At 71.8% G+C, this 21,761-nt stretch carries 20 protein-coding genes and 1 pseudogene; 6 read left to right on the forward strand and 15 right to left on the reverse strand.

The window, feature by feature from the left end:
• The first annotated feature begins 24 nt into the window (after positions 1 to 24).
• On the forward strand, positions 25 to 879 hold the full coding sequence (locus tag ACFZBT_RS35515) for a LysR family transcriptional regulator (protein ID WP_391112838.1): 855 nt from the start codon (positions 25 to 27) through the stop codon (positions 877 to 879).
• Between the two features lie 11 nt (positions 880 to 890).
• Here ACFZBT_RS35515 and ACFZBT_RS35520 read toward each other — a convergent pair whose 3' ends face one another.
• The 12 genes from ACFZBT_RS35520 to ACFZBT_RS35575 form a co-directional block, all read right to left on the reverse strand.
• A complete protein-coding gene (locus tag ACFZBT_RS35520) occupies positions 891 to 1,604 on the reverse strand; it encodes an SDR family oxidoreductase (protein ID WP_391112902.1) in 714 nt (237 codons plus the stop codon).
• A complete protein-coding gene (locus tag ACFZBT_RS35525) occupies positions 1,489 to 3,186 on the reverse strand; it encodes an MFS transporter (protein ID WP_391112842.1) in 1,698 nt (565 codons plus the stop codon). The genes ACFZBT_RS35520 and ACFZBT_RS35525 overlap by 116 nt, the downstream gene beginning before the upstream one ends.
• Positions 3,183 to 4,100 (reverse strand): NAD-dependent epimerase/dehydratase family protein, encoded by a 918-nt coding sequence (locus ACFZBT_RS35530; protein ID WP_391112845.1) that lies wholly within the window; start codon positions 4,098 to 4,100, stop codon positions 3,183 to 3,185. Before ACFZBT_RS35530 ends, ACFZBT_RS35525 begins: the two co-directional genes overlap by 4 nt.
• 3 nt (positions 4,101 to 4,103) lie before the next feature.
• Positions 4,104 to 4,634: a hypothetical protein gene (locus ACFZBT_RS35535; RefSeq protein WP_391112848.1), complete on the reverse strand. Its 531-nt coding sequence runs from the start codon at positions 4,632 to 4,634 to the stop codon at positions 4,104 to 4,106.
• A complete protein-coding gene (locus ACFZBT_RS35540; RefSeq protein ID WP_391112851.1) occupies positions 4,631 to 6,292 on the reverse strand; it encodes an AMP-binding protein in 1,662 nt (553 codons plus the stop codon). The genes ACFZBT_RS35535 and ACFZBT_RS35540 overlap by 4 nt, the downstream gene beginning before the upstream one ends.
• A complete protein-coding gene (locus ACFZBT_RS35545) occupies positions 6,279 to 7,025 on the reverse strand; it encodes a hypothetical protein (RefSeq protein ID WP_391112854.1) in 747 nt (248 codons plus the stop codon). Before ACFZBT_RS35545 ends, ACFZBT_RS35540 begins: the two co-directional genes overlap by 14 nt.
• Positions 7,022 to 8,392: a beta-ketoacyl synthase N-terminal-like domain-containing protein gene (locus ACFZBT_RS35550; protein ID WP_391112857.1), complete on the reverse strand. Its 1,371-nt coding sequence runs from the start codon at positions 8,390 to 8,392 to the stop codon at positions 7,022 to 7,024. Before ACFZBT_RS35550 ends, ACFZBT_RS35545 begins: the two co-directional genes overlap by 4 nt.
• Positions 8,382 to 8,672 (reverse strand): acyl carrier protein, encoded by a 291-nt coding sequence (locus ACFZBT_RS35555; protein WP_391112860.1) that lies wholly within the window; start codon positions 8,670 to 8,672, stop codon positions 8,382 to 8,384. The genes ACFZBT_RS35550 and ACFZBT_RS35555 overlap by 11 nt, the downstream gene beginning before the upstream one ends.
• Positions 8,669 to 8,944 (reverse strand): phosphopantetheine-binding protein, encoded by a 276-nt coding sequence (locus ACFZBT_RS35560; protein ID WP_391112863.1) that lies wholly within the window; start codon positions 8,942 to 8,944, stop codon positions 8,669 to 8,671. The genes ACFZBT_RS35555 and ACFZBT_RS35560 overlap by 4 nt, the downstream gene beginning before the upstream one ends.
• Positions 8,945 to 9,032: 88 nt before the next feature.
• Complete coding sequence (locus ACFZBT_RS35565; protein WP_391112866.1) at positions 9,033 to 10,460, reverse strand: AMP-binding protein; 1,428 nt, start codon at positions 10,458 to 10,460, stop codon at positions 9,033 to 9,035.
• Between the two features lie 6 nt (positions 10,461 to 10,466).
• Positions 10,467 to 11,702, reverse strand: coding sequence for a 3-dehydroquinate synthase II family protein (locus ACFZBT_RS35570; RefSeq protein ID WP_391112870.1), 1,236 nt, complete (start codon positions 11,700 to 11,702; stop codon positions 10,467 to 10,469).
• Complete coding sequence (locus ACFZBT_RS35575) at positions 11,699 to 12,517, reverse strand: 2-amino-3,7-dideoxy-D-threo-hept-6-ulosonate synthase (RefSeq protein WP_391112873.1); 819 nt, start codon at positions 12,515 to 12,517, stop codon at positions 11,699 to 11,701. The genes ACFZBT_RS35570 and ACFZBT_RS35575 overlap by 4 nt, the downstream gene beginning before the upstream one ends.
• Before the next feature lie 361 nt (positions 12,518 to 12,878).
• Here ACFZBT_RS35575 and ACFZBT_RS35580 point away from each other — a divergent pair, with 361 nt between their 5' ends.
• The 4 genes from ACFZBT_RS35580 (at position 12,879) to ACFZBT_RS35595 (ending at position 17,181) form a co-directional block, all read left to right on the forward strand.
• The gene (locus tag ACFZBT_RS35580; protein WP_391112876.1) at positions 12,879 to 14,210 is read left to right on the forward strand and encodes an MFS transporter; all 1,332 of its coding nucleotides are present in this window, start codon (positions 12,879 to 12,881) and stop codon (positions 14,208 to 14,210) included.
• Positions 14,211 to 14,453: 243 nt separating this feature from the next.
• Positions 14,454 to 15,971 (forward strand): catalase, encoded by a 1,518-nt coding sequence (locus ACFZBT_RS35585; protein WP_391112880.1) that lies wholly within the window; start codon positions 14,454 to 14,456, stop codon positions 15,969 to 15,971.
• 169 nt (positions 15,972 to 16,140) lie between these two features.
• Positions 16,141 to 16,944 (forward strand): hypothetical protein, encoded by an 804-nt coding sequence (locus ACFZBT_RS35590; protein WP_391112883.1) that lies wholly within the window; start codon positions 16,141 to 16,143, stop codon positions 16,942 to 16,944.
• Positions 16,945 to 16,971: 27 nt separating this feature from the next.
• Positions 16,972 to 17,181, forward strand: coding sequence for a hypothetical protein (locus ACFZBT_RS35595; RefSeq protein ID WP_391112886.1), 210 nt, complete (start codon positions 16,972 to 16,974; stop codon positions 17,179 to 17,181).
• A 9-nt stretch (positions 17,182 to 17,190) separates the two neighbouring features.
• On the opposite strand, the gene ACFZBT_RS35600 is transcribed toward ACFZBT_RS35595, so the two are convergent.
• Positions 17,191 to 18,159 (reverse strand): threo-3-hydroxy-L-aspartate ammonia-lyase, encoded by a 969-nt coding sequence (locus ACFZBT_RS35600; RefSeq protein ID WP_391112905.1) that lies wholly within the window; start codon positions 18,157 to 18,159, stop codon positions 17,191 to 17,193.
• Positions 18,160 to 18,427: 268 nt separating this feature from the next.
• Positions 18,428 to 19,099, reverse strand: coding sequence for a PAS domain-containing protein (locus tag ACFZBT_RS35605; protein WP_391112889.1), 672 nt, complete (start codon positions 19,097 to 19,099; stop codon positions 18,428 to 18,430).
• A gap of 209 nt (positions 19,100 to 19,308) precedes the next feature.
• Here ACFZBT_RS35605 and ACFZBT_RS35610 point away from each other — a divergent pair, with 209 nt between their 5' ends.
• The gene (locus ACFZBT_RS35610) at positions 19,309 to 21,072 is read left to right on the forward strand and encodes an FAD-dependent oxidoreductase (protein WP_391112893.1); all 1,764 of its coding nucleotides are present in this window, start codon (positions 19,309 to 19,311) and stop codon (positions 21,070 to 21,072) included.
• 134 nt (positions 21,073 to 21,206) lie between these two features.
• Here ACFZBT_RS35610 and ACFZBT_RS35615 read toward each other — a convergent pair.
• Positions 21,207 to 21,542: pseudogene (locus ACFZBT_RS35615) on the reverse strand (MFS transporter); the annotation flags it as partial.
• Positions 21,543 to 21,761 lie beyond the last annotated feature (219 nt).

Below are 21,761 nucleotides of genomic sequence, written 5' to 3' on the forward strand. Positions count from 1 at the left end.
GAGCGCCATCTATACGCTGGAGTCATGAATGTGGAGCTGCGGCAGTTGCGCTGTCTCGTCGCGATCGTCGACGAGGGCAGCTTCACCGACGCCGCCATCGCGCTCGGGGTGTCCCAGGCCGCCGTGTCCCGCACGCTGGCCTCCCTCGAACGCGCCCTCGGGGTACGGCTGTTGCGGCGGACCTCCCGTGAGGTGAGTCCGACCGGAGCAGGACTGCGCGTGTTGGGGCATGCCCGGCGAGTGATCGCCGAGGTGGACGATCTGGTCCAGGAGGCCACCTCGGGTCATGCCACCCTGCGGGTCGGTTACGCCTGGTCGGCCGTGGGCCGCCACACGCTGGCCTTTCAGCGCCGCTGGGCCGAGACGCGCCCGGAGACGGAGCTGCGGCTCGTCCGCGTCAACTCCGCCACCGCGGGACTCGCCGAGGGGGCCTGCGACCTGGCCGTGGTCCGCAGACCACTGGACGACCGCCGCTTCGACTCCGCCATCGTGGGACTGGAAAGACGCCTCTGCGCGATGGCCTCCGACGACCCCTTGGCCCGGCGCCGCTCCGTGCGGCTCGCCGACATCGGCGGACGCACCCTGCTGATCGACCGGCGGACCGGCACCACGACGACACAGCTGTGGCCGGCGGACTCCCGTCCGGCGACCCAGGCCACCCATGACGTCGACGACTGGCTGACCTCGATCTCGCTGGGCCGCTGTGTGGGCATGACCGCCGAGTCGACCGCGCACCAGTACCCGCGCCCCGGCATCGTCTACCGGCCGGTGCGTGACGCCGAGCCGATCGCGGTGCGCCTCGCCTGGTGGCGGGACGAACCGCATCCCGCCGCCCCCGCCGCGCTCGAACTGCTCACGACGCTGTACGGCACGGGCTGATCCGCCCGCACTCAGTGCCCCAGCCCGGCACCGCCGTCGACCGGGACCACGGCGCCGCGCACATACCCGGCACCGGCCAGGAACGCCACCGCGTCGGCGACCTCCTCGGGGCGGGCGAGGCGTCCGGCCGGGGTCCGGCGCAGCAGCTGCTCGCGCTGCCGGTCGGTGAGGGCGCGGCTCATGTCCGACTCGGTGAGACCGGGCGCCACCACGTTGCAGGTGATGTCCCTGGGGCCGAGCTCGTGGGTCAGCGACCGTGCGAACCCGACCAGCCCGGCCTTCGCCGCCGCGTAGTTCGTCTGCCCGGGGGCGCCGTGCAGCGCCGCCGTGGAGGAGACCAGCACGATACGGCCGTGGCCCTCGCGGAGCATCCCGCGCACGGCTCGCCGGGCGACCCGGAAGGCCCCCGTGAGGTTGGTGTCGATGACGGAGGTGAAGTCGGTGTCGCTCATCCGCACCAGCAGACGGTCGTTGGCGGCGCCCGCGCCCGCGACCAGGACGGTGACCGGGCCGTGGGCCGCCTCGGCCTCCGTGAAGGCGCGGTCCACCTGATCGCTGTCCGTCACATCGCACCGTACGGCGAGGAAGCCCTCGGAAGCGGGCGGCTCCTCACCTCTGAAGGTCACCGCCACCCGGTCTCCCCCGGCCGCGAAACGGCGGGCGATGGCCAGCCCGATCCCCCTGTTTCCCCCGGTGACGAAGACCGAACGGCTCGTTGCCCGCACCGGCATGGCTTCCCTCTCCTGTCCTGCCGCTGTCCTGTGTGCTCTCATGTCGCGGTGCCCGGGTACGCAGCCCCACGACGGCCACCGCGCATCCGACGAGGGCGAGCGCGGCGACGGCGAGGGTGGCGGCGTACATCGCGCCGAGGAAGGCCCGGTCCGCCGTGGCCGCCAGTTCGGGAAGGCGCAGGGAACCGGCCAGTGAGCGGGCCGCCTCGGCGGAGGCACGAGCTTGCTCCTCGGCAGCCGGGTCCAATCCCTGTGCGGTGCCGGGCAGTTCGGCGTCGGCCATCCGCTCCCGGTACACGCCCGAGAGGATCGAACCGGCCATCGCCACCCCGAGTGTTCCGCCGACCTGCCGGGTGACGCTGTTGACGGCCGAGCCGGCGCCCGCGAGGTGCGGGGGCACTCCGCTCATCATCGCGGCCGTGACCGGCGTACCGACCAGGCCCATCCCGAAGCCCTGGATCCACAGCAGCGCGACGATGACCAGGACGGGGGTCCGCCCGTCGAGCCAGCCGTAGGCGACGTAGGTGACCGCCGTGGCCAGGACACCGGCGGCGACCGTCCACCGGGCCGACAGCAGCCTGCTCAGGCCGGGGGACGCCTGGCTGCCCAGGACGATGCCGACCGCGGCGGCGATCATCACGGTGCCGGCCTCGGAGGGGGAGAGCCCGCGAGGCCCCTGGAGATAGAAGGCCGCGTAGAACAGATGCCCGGCCAGTGCCATGAACGCGATCAGCAGCACGACGCTCCCGGCCGTGAACCCCGGTTGCCGGAAGAGCCGCAGATCCAGGCTGGGCGCCGGAGACCTGCGCTGACCGGCCACGAACGCGGAGAGCAGGGCGCCGCCCAGGGCCAGCGGGAGGAGGACGTGCGGCCCGTACCAGGCCTGTCCGTCGCCGGCTTCGATGATCCCGTAGACCACGCCGCCGAGGCCGAGCACCGACAGGGCGAGGCCCGGGAGGTCGAGCGGTCTGCGCCGGGGACTCTTCAACTCGGGTACGACGGCGGCGACTCCGGCCAGGCACAGGGCGACGACCGGCACGTTGACCAGGAACACCGATCCCCACCAGAAGTCGCTGAGCAGCGCCCCGCCCACCACCGGACCTACGGCCACGCCCAGACCGCTGGAAGAGCTCCAGATCGCGATCGCCCGGGTGCGTTTCGCCTCCGGGGTGCTCTGCACGATCACCGACAGGGTCGCAGGCATCAGCAGCGCGCTGCCCGCGCCCATGAACGCGCGCGCCACGACCAGCCATGTCGGGCTCCCCGCGAACGCTCCGGCGGCGGAGGCCGTGCCGAACAGCGCGAGTCCGGCGAGAAGGGTGGCCCGGGGGCCGAACCGGTCGGCCAGCGCGCCGCCCGCGAAGAGACCGCCGGCGAAGACCAGGGTGTAGGCGCTCGCCACCCACTCCAGTTCGGCGGGCGTCGCGCCCAGGCCCTCGGCCGGGTCGGCGAGGGTGGTGACGGCGACGTTGAGGATCGAGGTGTCGAGCCAGATCAGCATCTGGGCGCAGACGACGACCAGGAGGACGGCCGCCGGCCGCGACGGGGCGGCGGCCGGTTCGCCGGGCCCGGTCATGGCGTCCCCAGCCCGTCGCGCCAGCTCGGCCGCAGCGGCTTCCAGCCCAGCGTCGTACGCGCCCGGTCGTTGGACGCGCCCCGTGCCGCGGTGAGCTGATGGGCCGTGAACCAGCCGAGCAGCCGGGGAGCCATCGCCGCCGGAACCCTGCGCGGGGTGGGGGCGCCCAGCGCGCGGGCGTAGTGCGGCAGCCACTCGGCGGCCGGGGCCGGTTCGTCGTCCGTGATGTTCAGGACCCCGGTGGCCTCCGACTCGACGGCCGCCACGGCCGCCGCGACGGCGTCCGCCGCGTGCAGGAACGAGGTGATCCCCGACCCGCCCTCGGGCAGCGGGAGTTTCCCGGCCAGCACCCGCTGTCCCGTCCCGCCGGTCCGGGCGTACGCGGTGCCGGGGCCGTACAGGGTGCCGTACCTGAGCACCAGGCCGCTCAGGCCCTCGGCGCTCGACACGAGCCGTTCCAGCTCGGCGACGGCCCGTACGGTGGCGGCCCAGCCGGGGTCCGGGGCGTCCACGTACAACGGTGCGTCCTCGTCGAGGACCGGGTCCCCGGCCGGGGCCGCGGCGAAGGCGATGGACTGCGCGACCAGGCGTCGCGCACCGGCCTCCCGGGCCGCCTCGACCAGGTGGGCGGTGCCCTCGGTGCGCAGCCGCGCGGTCCGCGCGAAGGCGCCCGCGGGATCGTCGCGCAGCAGCCGCAGTGCCGTCATCTGGTGCACGACCACGTCGGGCCGGGCGGCCGCGACCGCCGGCAGCAGGGACGCGCGGTCGAGGGCGTCGGCGACCACGGTCTCGTCCGCGTCCGGGGCCCGGGAGGCGTCCCGTACCAGTGCGCTCACCTGGTGCCCGCGCGCCCGCAGCGCGCCCACCAGCGGATGTCCGACCACTCCGGAGGCACCGGCTACCAGTACCCGCACCGCTCAGCCCTCCGTACCCGGGGCGACCCGCATCAGCAGGCGGCACGCCTTGTCGCCGTCGCGCAGACAGCTCTCGGCCCGGTTCTCGGTCAGGGTCACGCCGAGTCCCTCGGACCAGCCCGCGTGGATGTCGGTGCAGGGGCACCGGTAGCCCTCCAGCGAACCGGCCATCCGCACCATGGTGATGGCGAAGTTCCGCCGCAGCGTGAGGACGATCCTGTCGTCGCCCGCCACCTCGGTGGAGGCGTTGCGCAGTTCCGGCGGGAACATGCGGTCCCCGCACTCGTCATAGCGGCGGCGCAGTTCCTCCAGGTCCTTGCCGGTGTCACCGCTGTCCGGCAGCGGGCCCGACCGGCGGGCGACGCGCTGCCCGACGTGCACGGCCACCTTGCGCATCGCCTCCGCGTTGATCTCGTTCGCGGTCTCCTGCCCGAAGCGCCCGGCCACCCCCTGGTACCAGTGGGCGTCGTGCTGCCACCACAGCCGGTACGCGTCCACCGTCCGCGCGCGGTGGTTGGTCTCGTCGTTGCTCACTCCTGCCCCCTGGCGGCGAACCGGTCGCGCATCACGCGTTTGAGGACCTTGCCCGTGGCGCCCTTGGGCACCTCGTCGGGTTCCATCGGCAGGGCCCGGGCCACGAGGGGGAACCCGGCGGCCGCCAGGACCGCGTTGACCCGCTCGGTCCACGTCTCGCCGTCGCCGGCCCGGGCGTTGTCGTCCGCGAGTTGGAGCAGCGCGTACGCCTCGGCCTCTCCCTCGCCGTCCCAGTCCGCCCGTACGCCCTCGGGGGCCACCCCGACGACCGTGCAGTCGGCCAGTTCGGGCAGCTCCCGCAGGAGCAGTTCCTCGGTCCGGGTGCTGAACAGGATGCCGTCGCGGGTCCGGATCGCGTCGGGCGCCCGGTCGAGGTGGTAGAAGTTGCCGTCCTCGTCCTGGTGGGCGAGATCCCCGGTGAGCCAGTAGCCGCCCAGCCGCAGCCGGTTCCAGGTCAGCGAGTCGTTCCAGTAACCGGGCGTGAGGGTCGGAGACTTCAGGCCGAGGCGGCCGATCCGCCCCGGTGGCAGCGGGGTGCCGTCCTCGGAGAGCACGGCGGCCTCGGCGAAGCTGATCGGCTTGCCGACGCAGCGCGAGTAGGCCGAGGTGTCCTTGGTGTGCCGGTTGTGGAAGACGGAGTAGCCCGCCTCGGACGAGCCGAGCCCGTCCACGAAGACGGAGCCCTCGACCCTTGTACGCCGCAGATCGCGCCCGATCCTGTCGTGGCCGCCGTAGCGCACCAGGGCCCGGATGTGCGCCTCGTGCGCGGCGTCACCGGTGTTGAACCACACCTGGACACTGTCCAGCCGGCGGTCGGTCAGGTCCTCCGCGGCCATCTCGCCGAAGGTCCCGGCGAAGGCCAGCACCGTGGTCGGCCGGAACTCCTCGATGGCGTCCAGCACATCGGTGCCACGCCGGCTGGAGAGCAGCTTGATGTCGGTGCGGAGCAGCAGGCAGTACAGCAGTGTCGCCACCATGGCGTTGTGCGCGCCCGGCAGCCCGACCAGGGTGCGCTCCATGTCGGTGCCGGTGGAGTAGCGCAGCCGGTGCACCTGCGCGTACATCAGCGTCCGGTGGGTGTGCGGAACACCTTTGGGCATGCCGGTGGTTCCGGAGGAGTGCGAGATGAGCACCGGGTCGGTGGCGTCGTGCCGGTACGGGTACGACGACGGCAGGGCCGCGCGGTCACCGGGCCGGATGTCGGCGGCTGTGACGCAGAAGCCGAGCCCCGATCCCGACAGCACGGAGTGGTGCACCCGGTCCGTGAAGGCGCCCACCGCCCCCTGTCCGCGTACGTACTCCCGGGCGGTCTCCGGGGCCAGATCGCCGTTGACGAACGAGGGGATCGCGCCGAGTGAGGTCAGCGCCAGGAAGTTCACGGCGAACTCGGTGCTGGAGTGGGAGTGCACGGCGACCGGGTCGCGGGGCCGCACTCCCCGGACGGCGTACCAGCCCGCGTAGGTCTCGACGGCCTCGATCAGCCGCCCGAGCGTCAGCACCCGCGGTCGGCTGCCGTCCGGCGCCCGCCAGCTGCCGTCCGTCCGCAGCACCGGCTCGTCGAGCGGGCGGCCGTACGCCGTCAGGCGCTCCAGGACGTTGCCTGCGCCCAGTTCGGTGTCGGAGCAGATCCGGGCGCGCTCCTGCCTACTGATGAGCATGGGTCTCGGTCCCCTTCCTCGCCTCGGAGTGGGTGGCCGCCAGGTCGAAGAGGCCCTGGATGCTTCCGGGGCGGGCGGCGGTCCCGGTGGCCGGGTCGTTCGTCTCGTCGGCCCGGACCGTGACGGGGGTCCCGGCGCCGGGACGGGCGAGCAGCAGTGCCGCCGCCCTGCCGGCGTTCGCGGGGAGGCCCGCCAACGGGGGTTCGCCGACAGCCAGTTCCCGGTACACGGCGGCCGCCCGCTCACCGCCGCCCAGCTCCACACCCAGCACCAGCACCCGGTCCAGCTCCGGGTCCTCCAGCAGGAGGTCCGCCATGGCCAGCAGTTCGGTCAGCGTGTCGTCGAGGGTGGAGAGGCTGAACATCTGCCCGGTGATCCCGAACTCCCGGCTCATGTGACCCAGTACGGAGTTGGGGGTGGCCTGCATGAACAGCAGCGGGTTGTGCACGCGCCCGGCGACCATACGGCGGCTGGCCAGGTCCGCGGTGGTCGTGTCGCCCATCAGGGCGGCCAGCGCCACGGCGGTGCGGGAGTCTCCCCCCGCGGTGGCCCCGTCGGGCCGTTCGGCCAGGCACTGCCTGGCGACCTCGTATGCCAGCGGGCTGAACGCCGACTCCACGAAGCCGGGCAGCCTCGGCAACTCGATGTCGTCCGGGCGTCCGGTGCCGTGGGTCGCGGTGGCGCTCGCCAGGATGCCGAGGGGTGGGCGTGGTACGGGCCTGTCCGTCGTCACGGCCGCTCCAGTACGAGTGCGGTGTTGGCGCCCCCGAAGGCGGCGTTGATGGTGAGGGCACGGTGTGCGTCGGCCCGGCGCGGCCGGTTCGGCACGTAGTCGAGGTCGCACTCCGGGTCGGGCCGGGTGAACCCGGCGGTCGGCGGCAGCACACCGTCCGTCAGAGCGAGCATCGTGATGACGAACTCCACGATGCCCGCCGCCTCCAGGAGGTGCCCGGTGGTGCTCTTGGTCGAGCTCACCGGGATCGAATCGGCCCGCTTCCCGAGGGCGGCTCGCAGCCCCCGGGTCTCGGCGCCGTCGTTGTACCGGGTGCCGGTGCCATGGGCGTTGACGTAGCCGAGGGCCGCTCCGTCCGGGTCGCCGGCCAGCCGCAGAGCCTGCCGTGCGGCCTGCGCAAGGCCGGCCCCCTCCGGATGCGGCTGGGCGATGTGGTGGGCGTCCGTCGCCGCGCCCCAGCCCGGCACGGACGCCAGCGGCCGGGCTCCGCGCCGCCGGGCGTGCTCGGCGGACTCCAGTACGACGGCCGCGACTCCGTCGCCGAGCAGCAGCCCGCTGCGGCCGGCGCTGAACGGGCGCACCATGCCGTCGCGGGAGAGCGCCCGGCCGGAGTCGAACTTGCCGAAGGTCTCCTCCTCCACGAGGTATCCGCCCGCGCAGACCGCCACGTCGGTCCGGCCGGAGGAGATCAGCCGGCAGGCGTGGATGATCGCGGCGGCGGAGGCGACACAGGCGTTGGTGAAGGTGAGCCGGGGCCCGGTCAGCCCGAGGTGCCCGGCCAGCAACTCGGCGAGCCGCGCGGGAACGGCGTCGGCGAACCGCGCCCCAGGCGCGTCCGGCTCGGCATCGGGCCCGCCCCGGGGCAAGACGCCCGCCCTCGGCTCTACGGCCTCATGGGGAGAACCGTTCGGGGCAGCGTCCTCGTGCCGGCCCGCACCCTCACCGGCAACGCCGTTCGGGGCAGCGTCCTCGTGCCGGCCCGCACCCTCACCGGCAACGCCGTTCGGAGCAACGCCCCGGCACCCCGACGTCCCCTCCCCCGGTCGGCTCCGCCAGTACCGCGTGACGCTGGTGTGGTCGCCGGCGACACCGAGCAGGGTCGCCGCCTCCGCGCCCGGGCCGAGGCCGGCCATGTCGAGGGCTTGCTCGCCGCAGCGGGCGAGTGCGTGGCGCAGCGCCCAGGACTCGACCGCGTCGGGTCCGTCGGGGGCGGCGGCGGCCATCGGGGTCCGGTAAGGGCCGGTGTCGAACCGTGTGGTGGGGCGGAACGCGGGGGTCCCCGCGAAGACGCCACGCCGGAGCGCGTCGGCGCCCGTGCCGAAGGCGGTGCGTATGCCGAAGCCGGTGATCGTCACGTCACGGCTCATCCCGGCCGCTCCCTTCCGCCCGGTCCGTCTGTGCCGCGCGCAGGTATCCGGTGAGCCTGCGCAGTGAGGTCAGCCCGGCGATGTCCTCGTCGGTGGGCTCGACGACCAGGCCGTAGCGCTCCTCGACCACGTGGAGCAGCCACACCAGTCCGAGGGAGTCCAGCACCAGTTCGGCGTCCTCGCCGAGGTCGTCCGGCAGCCCGGGGAAGACCTTGCGGTCCGACAGCAGCTGCCGGACCGTGTCGGTGGTGATGGGGGCCGGCGAGGCTTCCGTGCTCATGCCCGCGCACCGCGTCGGACGACCTCGGCGACGAGTCCGCCGAGGGTCAGGGAGGCCAGCGGCTCGATGTCGGTGTCCGGGATCTCCACGCCGAACCGGGACTCCAGCCGCATCGTGAGCTCGATCAGGCTGAGTGAGTCGACGTCCAGCCCGCCGACGGTCACCGGGCTCTCGTCGGTGATGCCCTCACGGCTGGTCAGGATGTTCATCTCGTCGATGACCGCGGTCAGGACGAACTCGCGGATCTCTTCTTCCAGGGTCGATGTGCTCATGGTCGGAGAACTCCAGTGAGAGGTACCGGTGGGGAATGAGGGCAATCGGGGCGATCACCCGGAAGGTGTCCGGGCGGTCCGGGCCGGCCTACGACGCACCGCTCGCCGCCGCCCGCAGCGCCGCCGCCCGCAGCGCCGCCGCCTGGCGCAGCAGCTTTCCGTTGGACGTACGCGGCAGGGTCTCCAGCAGCCGGATCACCCGCGGCAGCTTGTAGTCGGCCAGCCGCTCCCGGCACCAGCGCAGCAGTTCCTCCGCGGACGGGGGGTCGGCACCGGTGGCCAGCGCGACATACGCCTCGGTCACGCCCTCGTGGACCAGGACCGCCTGCACGACCGCCGGGTGCTCGCGGAGCACGTGCTCGACCTCGGTGAGGTCCACCTTCAGACCGCCGATCACGACGAGCGAGTCGGCCCGGCCGTGCACGCTGACCGCACCGGTGTCGTCCACGGTGGCCCGGTCCCGGGTGTGCAGCCAGCCGTCCGCGTACTGCGTACCGCCCGAGTCGAAGAGGTAGGGGGACTCGGCCAGCGCCACGTCCAGCTCGCCCCGGTACTGCCGTACCACCACGCCCGGTGCGGCCCGGCCGACCGACGGCCGCAGCGCGCCGCAGACGTCGACGGCGACGATGCCGGTCTCGGTGGTGCCGTAGGCCTCGCCGACCGGGACGCCGTACCGTTCGGCGAATCGCGCCGCCACCCGCGGGGGCATCAGCTCGCCGCCCGACACCGCGATCCGCAGCTCGGGCAGGGCGGGCGGATCGAGGGCGGAGGCGAGCAGTTCGAAGTGGACCGGCACTCCGAACAGGGCGGTGATCCGATGGTCCACCGCGGTCCGCAGGATGTCGCGGGCGGAGACACGGGGCGCGAACACCACGGAGACGCCGGCCGCCAGGGAGTACAGCAGCCCGCCGATCAGACCGAAGCTGTGGGCCGTCGAACTGAGCAGCAGCAGTCGGTCGCCCTCCCCCGGCATGCCGGGGACCGTGGCGAACGCGTCCACTTCGGCGGCGATCGACCGGGCGGTCCTGCCGATCACCTTCGGCCGTCCTGTGGAGCCCGAGCTGAACTGCACCAGCCGGTGCCCGGTGGCGGCCGGCCGGCCGGTCCTGCGGCACTCGGTGGTGACCTCGTACTCGGGCCGGAAGCCGAACGCCGCCCGGGCGTTGGACCCGGCGACGACCAGGAACTGCGGCCGGCAGACCGCGCAGAGGGCCTCCACCTCGGCCGGTTTGAGCCGGAAGTCGAGGAGGAGCACCTGGGCGCCGAGGCGCCACAGCGCGAGCAGCACCTCCACCTGGGTGAAGCTGGGCGGGGTCCGCAGGCCCACGGTGCTGCCCGGGCCGATGCCGTATCCGGCGAACACGGCGGCCTGTTTGGCCACCCGCTCTCGTAACTCGCCTCGGCTGAGTGTCTCCTGGCGGTGTATCAGGAACGGCAGGCCGTCGTCCCGGGCGTCGAACAGCCGCTGGACGAGGGAGCCCATCGAGTCGGCCGGGTCTGTCGCGCGTTCGCCCATGAGGCCTCAGACCTCCTTGCAGAACTCGCCGATGGGCAGGCCGACATGGCGCTTGTCCGTCGCCAGATAGCCGAGCAGTTCGTCACCGGTGCGCAGTTCGGTGACGTTGAGGACCTTCCCGCCCGGGCCGAGCACCCGTACGTGCCAGTCGTCCTGGACGGTCAGGCTGACCAGCCGCCCGTCCTCGGCGTGGGTGCGGATCTCCAGCAGCGGCCGGGACTCCAGCTTGGCGCGGCCGACCACGACCCGCCGGGTGCGGCCGTCGGCACCGACCGCCAGCAGGACGCTGCCGGAGCCCACCTCGCTCAGGTAGTTGGTGCGGTTGTCCGGTCCGAGCGTGTACGAGTGCAGGGCCCCGGCGTTGACCCGGAACGGCCGGGTGGGCATGTACGGCAGCGGATGGGTCTCGCTGCAGCACAGGACGAACCCGGAGGAGTACGAGCCGACGAGGATGCCCTCGTCCTCCTCGAAGTGCGAGCAGGTGTCCACACAGACGCGGTCGCCGAGTCCGACGTGCCGGATGCTCTCCACGGTCAGCGTGGACAGCTCCAACCGGGGTGTGCCGGCCTGCAGCAGCCGTGCCAGCGCGAACACCTCGTCGGCGCTGCGGGGAGTGAACAGGATGCCGTCCGAGCCGCGCTCCAGCACGTCGAAGACGATCGCCGCCTCCTCCAGGCCGTCGACGACGGTCACCAGCTTGCCGTCGGCGGACTCGGCCGCGGCGAGCACGATCTCCAGCGGGATCTTGGTCGGGTCGGCGAAACGGATGACGGTGTACGGCAGCCTCATCGCGCCCGCGCAGGAGAGCTGAAGCGTGCGGTCGTCCCGTACGTCGACGATGCCGGCCTCGGGTGTGCCACCGGCGGCGCGGTTGCCCGCGGCGAGGGCGTCCAGCTCGTCCTCGGTGCCGAACCTCCGCAGCAGGACGTCGATTCCGGGGCCGGGCGCGGGGCTTCCGGGCCCGGACGGGGAACCGGCGTCGGCGGTGCCCTTCGCCTCCTTGGCGCCGGGAGCCTTCCCCGCCGCGCCCGTGCCCTTCCCTTCCCTTTCTCCGGGCTTCTTCGCGGCGGCCGGGATCCGGCCCTCGGCGGCCAGCACCCGGGTGACGGTCGGGGGCAGGGTCGCGAGCAGCTCGGCATCGGCGGCCACCACTCCGCCCATCCGGGCGTGGACGGCCGCGTCGACCACCGCCTGGAGCTGCCGGCCGGGGACTTCCCGCAGATCGATCCATGCGAACCTCATGCGACTCCTGCCACGAACGTCGAGGAATTGGTCATGGGCATGTCATGCGAAACGCCGCCGTCGCCGTGCACGACCGCGGCGAGACGCGCCACCAGAGAGGCGGGCGAAGGCGCCGAGAAGATCCGGCGACCGACGGCCAGCCCCCGGCAGCCGGTGGCCATCACGGCGGTGCCGTACTCGACGAGGTCGGAGCCGTCCGGCGGCCCCCCTGCCGCGAGGACGGGGATGGGGCTGCCCGCCACGACCTCCGCCATCCGTTCGACCGGCAGGGCGACGGAGGTCTTCACCATGTCCGCGCCCAGGTCCGCGGCGACGTTGGCCAGGTGCGCCAGGAGGACGGGATCGCGCGGGTCCTCGATCCGGGGGCCGCGAGGGTAGACCATCGCGATCAGCGGCATGCCCCACGCGTCGCAGGAACGGGCCACCGCCCCCAGGTCGGAGAGTTGCCGCGCCTCGGTGTCCGAGCCGATGTTCACATGCACGCTGACCGCGTCGGCCCCGAGCCGCAGGGCTTCCTCGACATCGGCGACCAGCACCTTGGCATGGACGTCGGCGGCACAGGCGGTACTGGCGCTCAGATGCACCACCAGCGCGCAGGTCTTGAGGATGTCGGGCGCGACGGCGCGGGCGCGTCCCTTGTGGACGATGATCCCGTCGGCGCCGCCGTCCACCAGCGCTCGCAGCAGCTCGTCCCACTGGCCGGCGGGGACGATGGGGCCATCCGAAACGCTGTGGTCGAGAGGAACGAGCAGATGCCGGCCGTCACCCGCCGGCGAAAGCCTTCTCAAGCGTAATAACTTGCCGGTTTTCAGCATGGGTAATACGCCTCCCCAGCCGGTGGTCGCATAAAGTCCGAAAAGCGATGGTCGTAGAACTTTCAAGTTGCGCCGCAGAGAGCATTTACCGTGCGACTGCGGGTTGGCAAGGTGTGATCACCGGTCAATATTTATGCGGAACTCGGCATGAATATTGACAGCAATGTGACAGGTGCAGCGGGATTGACGACCAGAACGAGTGCTGTTCGTGGAGTCTCGGGCGCTTTTGTTGCGAATGCCACGTGTAAACGGACGAAAACTCTTCCGCCGACCCACCCGGACTCGTTCGGTAATTCGGACGACCGGATTTCCCCGACGCTTCCTTGTCGAATTCGAATTTGCGGGCCTAGGGTGACTCCCCATGCCCGAATCACTGTCCAAGACGACGGAGAAAGCCACAACGAGGACCGAGGCCCCGCGAGTCGCTGTCGCGAGCCTGGTCGGCACCACGATCGAGTACTACGACTTCGCGGTGTACGGCACGGCCTCCGCGCTCGTCCTCGGCCCCGCCTTCTTCCCCTCCGGGGACCCCACCGTCTCCTCACTCGCCGCGTTCCTCACCTTCGCCGCGGCGTTCCTGTCCCGGCCCCTCGGCGTCGTCCTGTTCGGGACGATCGGTGACCGGCTCGGCCGAAGACAGGCCCTGGTCGCCTCCCTCCTGCTGATGGGCGTGGCCACGGTCGGCGTCGGGCTGCTGCCCACGTACGAGACCGCCGGACTCCTCGCCCCCGTCCTGCTGGTGACACTCCGTCTGCTCCAGGGGCTCAGCATGGGCGGCGAGTGGGGCGGGGCGGTGCTGCTCGCCGCCGAGCACGCACCGCCCGGCCGCCGCGCGCTGTACGCGTCCGTCCCGCAGGCCGGCCCCTCGCTCGGCTTCCTGCTGTCCAGCGCCGTCATCCTGCCCACGCTCCACATCGCGGGCCGGGACGGCTTCGCCGACTGGGCCTGGCGCATCCCGTTCCTGCTCAGCACCGTGCTCGTGGTGACCGGCCTGTGGGTCCGCACGACGGTCTCCGAGTCACCCGTGTTCCGCGACGCGGCTCATCGCACCGCACGGACACCGACTCGGGCGCCGGAGTCCCGCTTTCCGCTGGTCACGCTGCTCAAGCGGCATCCCGGTCGGCTGCTGCTCGGCACCGGCGCGGCGATCGGCGGTTCGGCCGTCTACTACCTGACGATCGTCTACAGCCTGTCGTACGGCCCGAAGGAACTGGGCATCCCCCAGAACACGATGCTGACCGCCGCGAGCGTCGGCGCCGTGGCCGGCATCGCCATCACCCTCCCGGTCGCCAGGCTGTCCGACCGGATCGGCCGCCGCCCGGTGATGCTGACGGGAGCCGTCGGCTGCGTGCTGTGGGCGGTACCCATGTACGCGTCCCTGAGTTCGCGCGACGCCTGGCTGATCACCGGCGCCTACACGGTCGGCCTCATGCTGCTCGCCCTCATGTTCTCCCCGGTGGCGGCGTTCCTCCCCGAGCTGTTCCCCGCCCGGCTGCGCTACAGCGGAGCCTCCGCGGCCTTCATCCTCGCCAACACCGTCGGCGGCGGCTTCGCCCCGCTGGTCGCCACCTGGCTGAACAGCCACTGGGATTCCCCGGTCGTCCTGGGCTTCTACACCGGCGGCCTCTGTCTGCTGAGCCTGCTGTGCCTGCTGGCCCTCCCGGAGACGCGCGACCAGGAGTTCGGCACCTGACGGCCGGGATGATCCGCACCCATCCGGGCGAGAAGGTGTCGGCGGGAGAGGGCTTCTTCGGCCTCGTCGGGCGAATCGATCAGCCGCATGGCAGACATGGCTCCAGAGAGATCCACGCATTGGTCGCGAAAGCGATGTTTGCGGCGGCCGATGAAGGTGACCTGCCCTGGACGGAACCGACAGGCTCCGGGCGCGGGCAGCGTGCCTGGTTCGCCGCTGCTCCGTACGACGAAAGGCAGACTCATGACGGAGACCTCACCTGTCACCACGACCGATTCCGGCGCCCCGGTCGAGAGCGACGAGCATTCGCTCACCGTGGGACCCGCCGGTCCGATCCTGTTGCAGGACGCCTATCTGATCGAGCAGATGGCGCAGTTCAACCGGGAGCGGATCCCCGAGCGCCAGCCGCACGCCAAGGGAAGCGGCGCGTTCGGCCACTTCGAGGTGACGCACGACGTGAGCGCCTACACGAAGGCGGCCGTCTTCCAGCCGGGGACCCGCACCGACCTGGTCACCCGCTTCTCGACCGTCGCGGGTGAGCGAGGCAGCCCGGACACCTGGCGCGACCCGCGCGGCTTCGCGGTGAAGTTCTACACCAGCGAAGGCAATTACGACATGGTCGGCAACAACACGCCGGTGTTCTTCGTGAAGGACCCGATGAAGTTCCAGCACTTCATCCGCTCCCAGAAACGCCGTGCCGACAACAACCTGCGCGACCACGACATGCAGTGGGACTTCTGGACCCTCTCCCCCGAGTCCGCCCACCAGGTCACCTGGCTGATGGGCGACCGCGGCATCCCGCGGACGTGGCGTCACATGAACGGCTACACCTCCCACACCTACATGTGGATCAACGCCGCCAGCGAGCGCTTCTGGGTCAAGTACCACTTCAAGACCGACCAGGGCATCGAGTACTTCACCCAGCACGAGGCCGACCAGATGGCGGCCGCCGACACGGACTACCACACGCGTGATCTGTTCGAGCACATCCGCGACGGCGACTTCCCGAGCTGGACCCTGTACGTGCAGGTGATGCCGTACGAGGAGGCCGCGGGCTACCGCTTCAACCCGTTCGACCTCACCAAGGTGTGGCCGCACGGCGACTACCCGCTGATCCCGGTCGGCCGTATGACGCTCGACCGCAACCCGACCGACAACCACGCGGAGATCGAGCAGGCGGCCTTCCAGCCCAACAACCTCGTCCCCGGCATCGGCCCCAGCCCGGACCGCATGCTGCTGGCCCGGCTGTTCTCCTACGCGGACGCGCACCGGCACCGGATCGGCGGCAACTACCAGCAGCTTCCGGTGAACGCCCCCGTGGTGGACGTCCACACGTACTCCAAGGACGGGGCGATGGCGTACCGGAAGACCACCGACCCCGTGTACGCCCCCAACTCCAAGGGCGGCCCCGCGGCCAACACCGCGCGCTACTCCCCGCCCAGCTGGGAAGCCGACGGCGCCATCACCCGTGCGGCCTACGTCAGCCATCCCGAGGACGACGACTGGGGCCAGCCGCGCACCATGGTGCGCGAGGTCCTGGACGACGCCGCGCGCGACCGTCTGGTCGACAACGTCGTCGGCCATCTCCTCAACGGAGTCTCGGAACCCGTCCTCAAGCGGGCCTTCGAGTACTGGTCGAACATCGACGAGACCATCGGCGACCGCATCGCGCGCGGGGTGCGCGCCAAGCTGGACGAGAAGGATCCGAAGGCCGCCGAGCAGGGCAATCCCGCACGGCGCGACATGCAGGCCAAAGCCTGAGTCCGACGGATCGGGTCCCCCATGGTGGGCTTCCGCCGCCCGGCGGTGCCGGGCGGCGGAAGCCCACCATCCCGTGCGCAGCCGACCGGCCGAGATGACCCGACCGCGCATCTGTTCACATAATGGATGAAATGGCCAGAACATACGCCGGAAGCGCGGAGGCGTGGCGATGCGCGGCAACGCCGAGAACGACGACGAACTCGACGCTGAGGACATTGACGAGTACGCCGATTCCGAGGCCTACGACGAGGAGGACGCGGCCGGCGCGACCCCTGACGTCTTCCTCGACGTTCCGACCCTGAAGGTCGAGGAGATCGACCTGGACGTCGAGGACCTGCGGGCGCATGTCTCGCTGCAGGCCGAGGTGCTGGATCTGCTCAAACTGAACGTGGGCGCCGACGTCACGCTCGGCCAGGTCCACCTGGGCATCTCGGGCGTCGAGGCCCAGGCCCGGCTCGAGGTGCGGCTCCACAACGTCGCGAAGATCATCGACCGAGTGCTCACCACGCTCGACCGCAACCCGGAGCTGCTGCACGAGCTGTCGCGTGGAATCGGGTCCGCCGTCCAGGACGTGGGCGGCGGAGCCCGTCAGGCCGTGGGAGAGGTGGGCTCGGGCGCCGGAAGGGCCGTCCAGGAGGTCGGCCGGGGTGCGGGGACCGCCGTCCGGGACGTGGGCGAGGGCGCCGGAACGGCCGTACGGGACGTGGGGCAGGAAGCCGGTGCCGCTGCCCGGGACGTGGCCGCCGGGGCCGGGCGCGCGGTGGAGGACGTCGGCCAGGAGGCGAGCCGGACCGTCGCAAGCGCCGGCGAGCTGGTGGGCGGCACCGAGGAAGGGGTTGAGTCGGCCGAGCGGGGCCGAGCTCGCCGGAGCCAGGGCGGTACCCGCACGCGCCGGGTGCGCGGAGAGGACGGGAAGCTGCCACCGAGGACGAGTCGCCGTCAAGGCGCCAAGAAGCCCGATGAGCCGCCCTGAACCAGAGGCGCGGAGGCCGGGAGCCCGGTGGAGGACGTCTCGTTCCGGTCGACGGTCCACGCCGAACGGCTCCGCTTCACTCGGGAACCCCGGACAGCCGTCCGCTTCCCCGGCACCGGGAAGCGCGAGTCGACGAGCCACAGCGACCGCACCCACCTACCCGACCGGGTCACTCCCGGTCAGGAGTACTCGGACGTCACCGTCGCGTACCGCCTCGCGACCCGGCTCACCAGGTGATCGGCCTTGTCAGCCGTTGATGATGTCGGTGAAGCGCCGGGTGTCGATGTTTCCTCCGGAGGCGATGACGCCGATCCGCCGGGGGCGGCGGTCGATGCGTCCGGCGAGGAGGGCGGCCAGGGCGGTCGCGCCGCTGGGTTCGAGGACGATCTTGAGCCGTTCGAAGGCGAAGCGCATGGCGTCGCGGATCTCGTCGTCGCCGACGAGCGCGATGCCGTCCACGAGTCGCCGGTTGATGGCGAACGTGATCTCGCCGGGGGTGGGTAGGGCCTGTCCGTCGGCGAGGGTCCGGGGCACGGGGATGGTGACGCGCTCGCCGGCTTCCAGGGAGCGCTTGGTGTCGTCGCCGGTGTCGGGTTCGACGCCGACGAGCCGGACACCGGGGTGGAGCGTCTTGGCGGTGATGGCGCTTCCGGCCATGAGGCCGCCACCTCCGACGGGCGCGAGGAGGGCGTCCAGTTCCCCGGTCTCCTCGAGGAGTTCGAGGGCTGCGGTGCCCTGGCCGGCGATGACGTGCGGGTGGTCGTAGGGAGGGATGAGCGCGAGGCCGCGTTCGGCGGCGAGTGCCTCGCCGAGCGCGGTGCGGTCCTGGGTGTAGCGGTCGTAGGTGACGACTTCCGCGCCGTAGCCGGCGGTTGCCTCCCGCTTGGAGCGGGGGGCGTCCTCGGGCATCAGGATGACGGCGCTGGTGCCCAGTTCCCGGGCGGCCAGTGCGGTGGCCTGGGCATGGTTGCCGGAGGAGTAGGCGGCGATGCCCTTGGCCAGCCGGCCGGGGGGCAGCTGTGCGGCGGCGTTGTAGGCGCCGCGGAACTTGAACGCGCCGACACGCTGGAAGTTCTCGCACTTGATGAACACCTCCGCGCCGACCAGGGAGTCGAGGGTCCGGGAGGTCAGCACGGGGGTGCGGTGGGCGATGCCGTCGAGGCGTGCGGCGGCGGCGCGGACGTCGTCGAAGGTCACGGGCAGGGCAGTGGTCATGGCATGTCCTTCGGCGAGGGTGGAGACGGTGCCCGGACACGGGCGGCCGTCGTGCGTCAGGGCGGCGATGTCGAGACTCTTGGCCGTCTTCACGTGCGGCCGCTGGGCGACTCCGAGCCGCTCGGCCCGCTTCGCCAGTCGCTCGATGTTGCCCAGGGTCTCGCGCACGTCGACGACGGCGAAGGGAGCGCCGGGGTCGGCCGGCGTTGTCACGGGGGCCGGGGGCGGGGTGGTGTTCACAGGATCACGTCCCACGTCTCGCGGCCGCTCACTTGGTGTAGGCGTAGACGCTGGCCCGGGAGATGCCGATGAGGTCGGCGATGGTCTGGGCGGCATTGCGGGTGTCGAAGTAGCCGTCCTCGTACAGGCGTCGGACAAGGTCCTTCTTCGCCTCCCGGGGCAGCGCCCGTGGGGTCGTGGAGCGCTCGGCGGCCGCTGTCTCGATGACTTCGCGCAGTTCCCGGCGGCTTCGGTCGCGCAGCGTCTCGAGCGGGGCGTCCCGGCTCTCGGGATCGGTCGCGACCAGGTTCGACAGCGTCAGCGTCATGGGTGACAGCGTCGAGATGTCCAGGTTCAGACAGAGGGCGGCGATGTACTGCCCGGCTTCGTTCTTGATCCCGATCGACGTGCTCTTCGCGGGGCGTCCGTCGGGGAACCGGTTGGGGTAGTTCTGGATGACGCCGGGGTACTGCGGGTCCCGGATGCGGGCGAGACCCAGTTCGGTGGCGGACTCTCCCACCTGGCGTCCCGACAGGTTGTTCTCGATGAAGCGGATGGCGTGGTCGGGATCGCGCAGATCGTGCAGCACGACCTCGCAGATACCGGGGAACATGCGGCCCAGCCCCTGGGCGACCTTCTCGAACTCGGCCAGCAGATGCTCGTCGTCCGGTGATCCGGACGCGGCCGCCCGGCCCTCCGCAGTGGTGTCGCTTCCGCCCATCGCCCACTCCCCGCTTCCGTCCCGTACTCCACACGACTCTTTGATTTCTAGTCCAACTCTATACAGATAGTCTACTCACTCCCGGGCGCGTACGCGCGGACCGTCGCCGAGTGATGCGGCATCCAGCCAAAGTCGCGCCGCCTGTCTTCCGGTATCGACACCTCGCCCATATCCTCGTGCGCCGGTGTTACCGACGGTAAGGGGTGGCGATGGGCGGCACCACGCGCAGAGGATTCCTGGGCACTGCCGCGGCCGCCGGCGGCGGGGTCGCCCTCGGGGTCCCACAGCAGGCTTGGGCCGAGGACGGCTCGGCAGCGCAGACCGTGGCCGTACTGGGCGGGGGCGTCGCCGGGCTCACGGCCGCGCACGAACTCGCCGAGCGCGGCTTCCGGGTCACCGTCTACGAACGCAAGGCGCTGGGCGGCAAGGCCCGCTCCATGGACGTACCGGACAGCTCCACGGGCGGCCGCCGCCCCCTGCCGGGAGAGCACGGCTTCCGCTTCATCCCCGGCATCTACCACAACCTGCCCGACACCATGCGGCGCATCCCGTTCCCCGGAAACCCAGGCGGAGTCCACGACAACCTCGTCGCCCCCAAGGAGATGCTGTTCGCCCGGTCGGGCGGCCGCGAGGACATCCGGATCCCGCTGCCCTGGCCCGGCAACACCCCGGCCGAACTCACCCCGGACGAGATCCGCCGCGCCCTCACCTCGGTCCTGGACACGGCCTTCAACCTCCCCCTGCACGAGGCCCTCTACTTCGCGGGCCGCTTCCTGGTCTTCCTCACCAGCTGCGACGAGCGCCGCGACGACGTATGGGAGCGGACGCCGTGGTGGGAGTTCGTACGGGCCGGACGGATGTCCTACGACTACCGGCGGATCCTCGCCATCGGCATCACCCGCAACATCGTGGCCACCAAGGCGGAGGAGGCCAGCACCCGTACGGTCGCCACCCTGCTGGAGGCCTTCGCCTTCAACCTCCTCGGGCGGGGCGCCGACGGACCACTGGACCGGATCCTCAACGCGCCCACCAACGAGGCCTGGATCGACCCCTGGGTGACGTACCTGAGGTCGCTCGGGGTCGAGTTCCGCGTCGGCTGGACCGTACGGGACCTGAGACTGGACTCGGGTGTGATCGCCGGGGCCGTCGTGGAGGAGCCCGGAGGCGCGCGCCGGACCGTCACCGCCGACCACTACATCTCGGCGATGCCGGTCGAGCACGCCCGCCGCACCTGGAACTCCGCCGTACGCGCCGCCGACCCCCAGCTGGCCGAGTGCGACCGGCTGGAGACGGATTGGATGACCGGCATCCAGTTCTATCTGACGGAACGTACGCCGATCCTGCACGGCCACCTCGACCTCATCGACTCCCCGTGGTCGCTGACCGCGATCGCCCAGGCCCAGCACTGGCCGGGCCACGACTTCCCCGCCGACTTCGGCGACGGCACGGTCGCGGACTGCCTGTCCGTGGACGTCTCCGAGTGGGACCAGCCGGGCATCCTCTACGGGAAGACGGCCAAGCAGTGCACCCGCACCGAGGTCGCCCGCGAGGTGTGGGCGCAGCTGAAGGCGTCGCTCAACGACAGCGGCCGTACGGTCCTGAAGGACTCCGTGCTGCACTCCTGGTTCCTCGATCCGGCCGTGGACGGACTCGGCACGCCGAACCCGGTCAACGAGGAACAGCTGCTCATCCATCCGGTGGGGACCTTCCACCACCGCCCGCGGTCGGCCACGAAGATCCCCAACCTCTTCCTGGCCGGTGACTACGTGGCCGTGCCCATCGATCTCGCCACCATGGAGGGCGCCAACACCTCGGCCCGGCAGGCCGTCAACGCCCTGCTGGAACAGACCGGCTCGACCGCCGAGCGGTGCACGGTGACCCCCTTGTACCGGGCCCCCGAACTGGAGGCGCTGAAGCGGCACGACCGCACCCGCTACCTCCTCCGGCTGCCGAACGTCTTCGACATCGGCTGAGAGCCCGTCAGGCCCAAGGCGCCGACGGCACGAACGACGCGCGGTTCTGCGGCAAAACGGCATCCTCGCCAAGGCATCGACGCGCACTGACCGGTGGATCCTCGCCGACGGCTCAGAGCTCCTGACACGATGAGCTATCGGGAATGGCCGTCTCCCGTTGGGCAGTTCGGGACGGGAATCGGGGAGGTGGGTGGGTGCCAGGTGAGAGTCCAGCCGGCGACAAGCGTCGCCGCGCCGCCTGCCAGGGCGATTGCGCCGCCTGTTCCGACGCCTGCGGCCACCGCGCCGAAGCAGGCCGGCCCGACGCCCTGCAGCGTCATGCTGCCGGAGCCGAGCAGACCGAAGGCCTGGCCCTGGCCATCCTGCGGCAGGGCGTCCAGGAACGGCCGTTGCAGGCCGAGACCGTAGGCGAATCCGAAGCCGCAGAGCAGCAGCAGACAGGACGAGACGCCCACATCGTCGCTCGGGGCCGAGGACCACCGGGCGCGGAGGACGCCGGTACCAAGAAGGTTGCTCTCAGATTGCTGATGACCCGTAAAGGGGCGTCTCAAGAGCTGAACGCGCACCCTCATCCGGCCAGGTCGAGCCACCTCAGACCGGCGGTGGGGGGGGGGGGGGGGGGCCCCCCCCCCCCCCCCGGGGGCCCCCCCCCCCCCCCCCCCCCCCCCCCCCCCCCCCCCCCCCCCCCC

The organism is Streptomyces sp. NPDC008137, assembly GCF_042957035.1.
Lineage (GTDB): Bacteria > Actinomycetota > Actinomycetes > Streptomycetales > Streptomycetaceae > Streptomyces.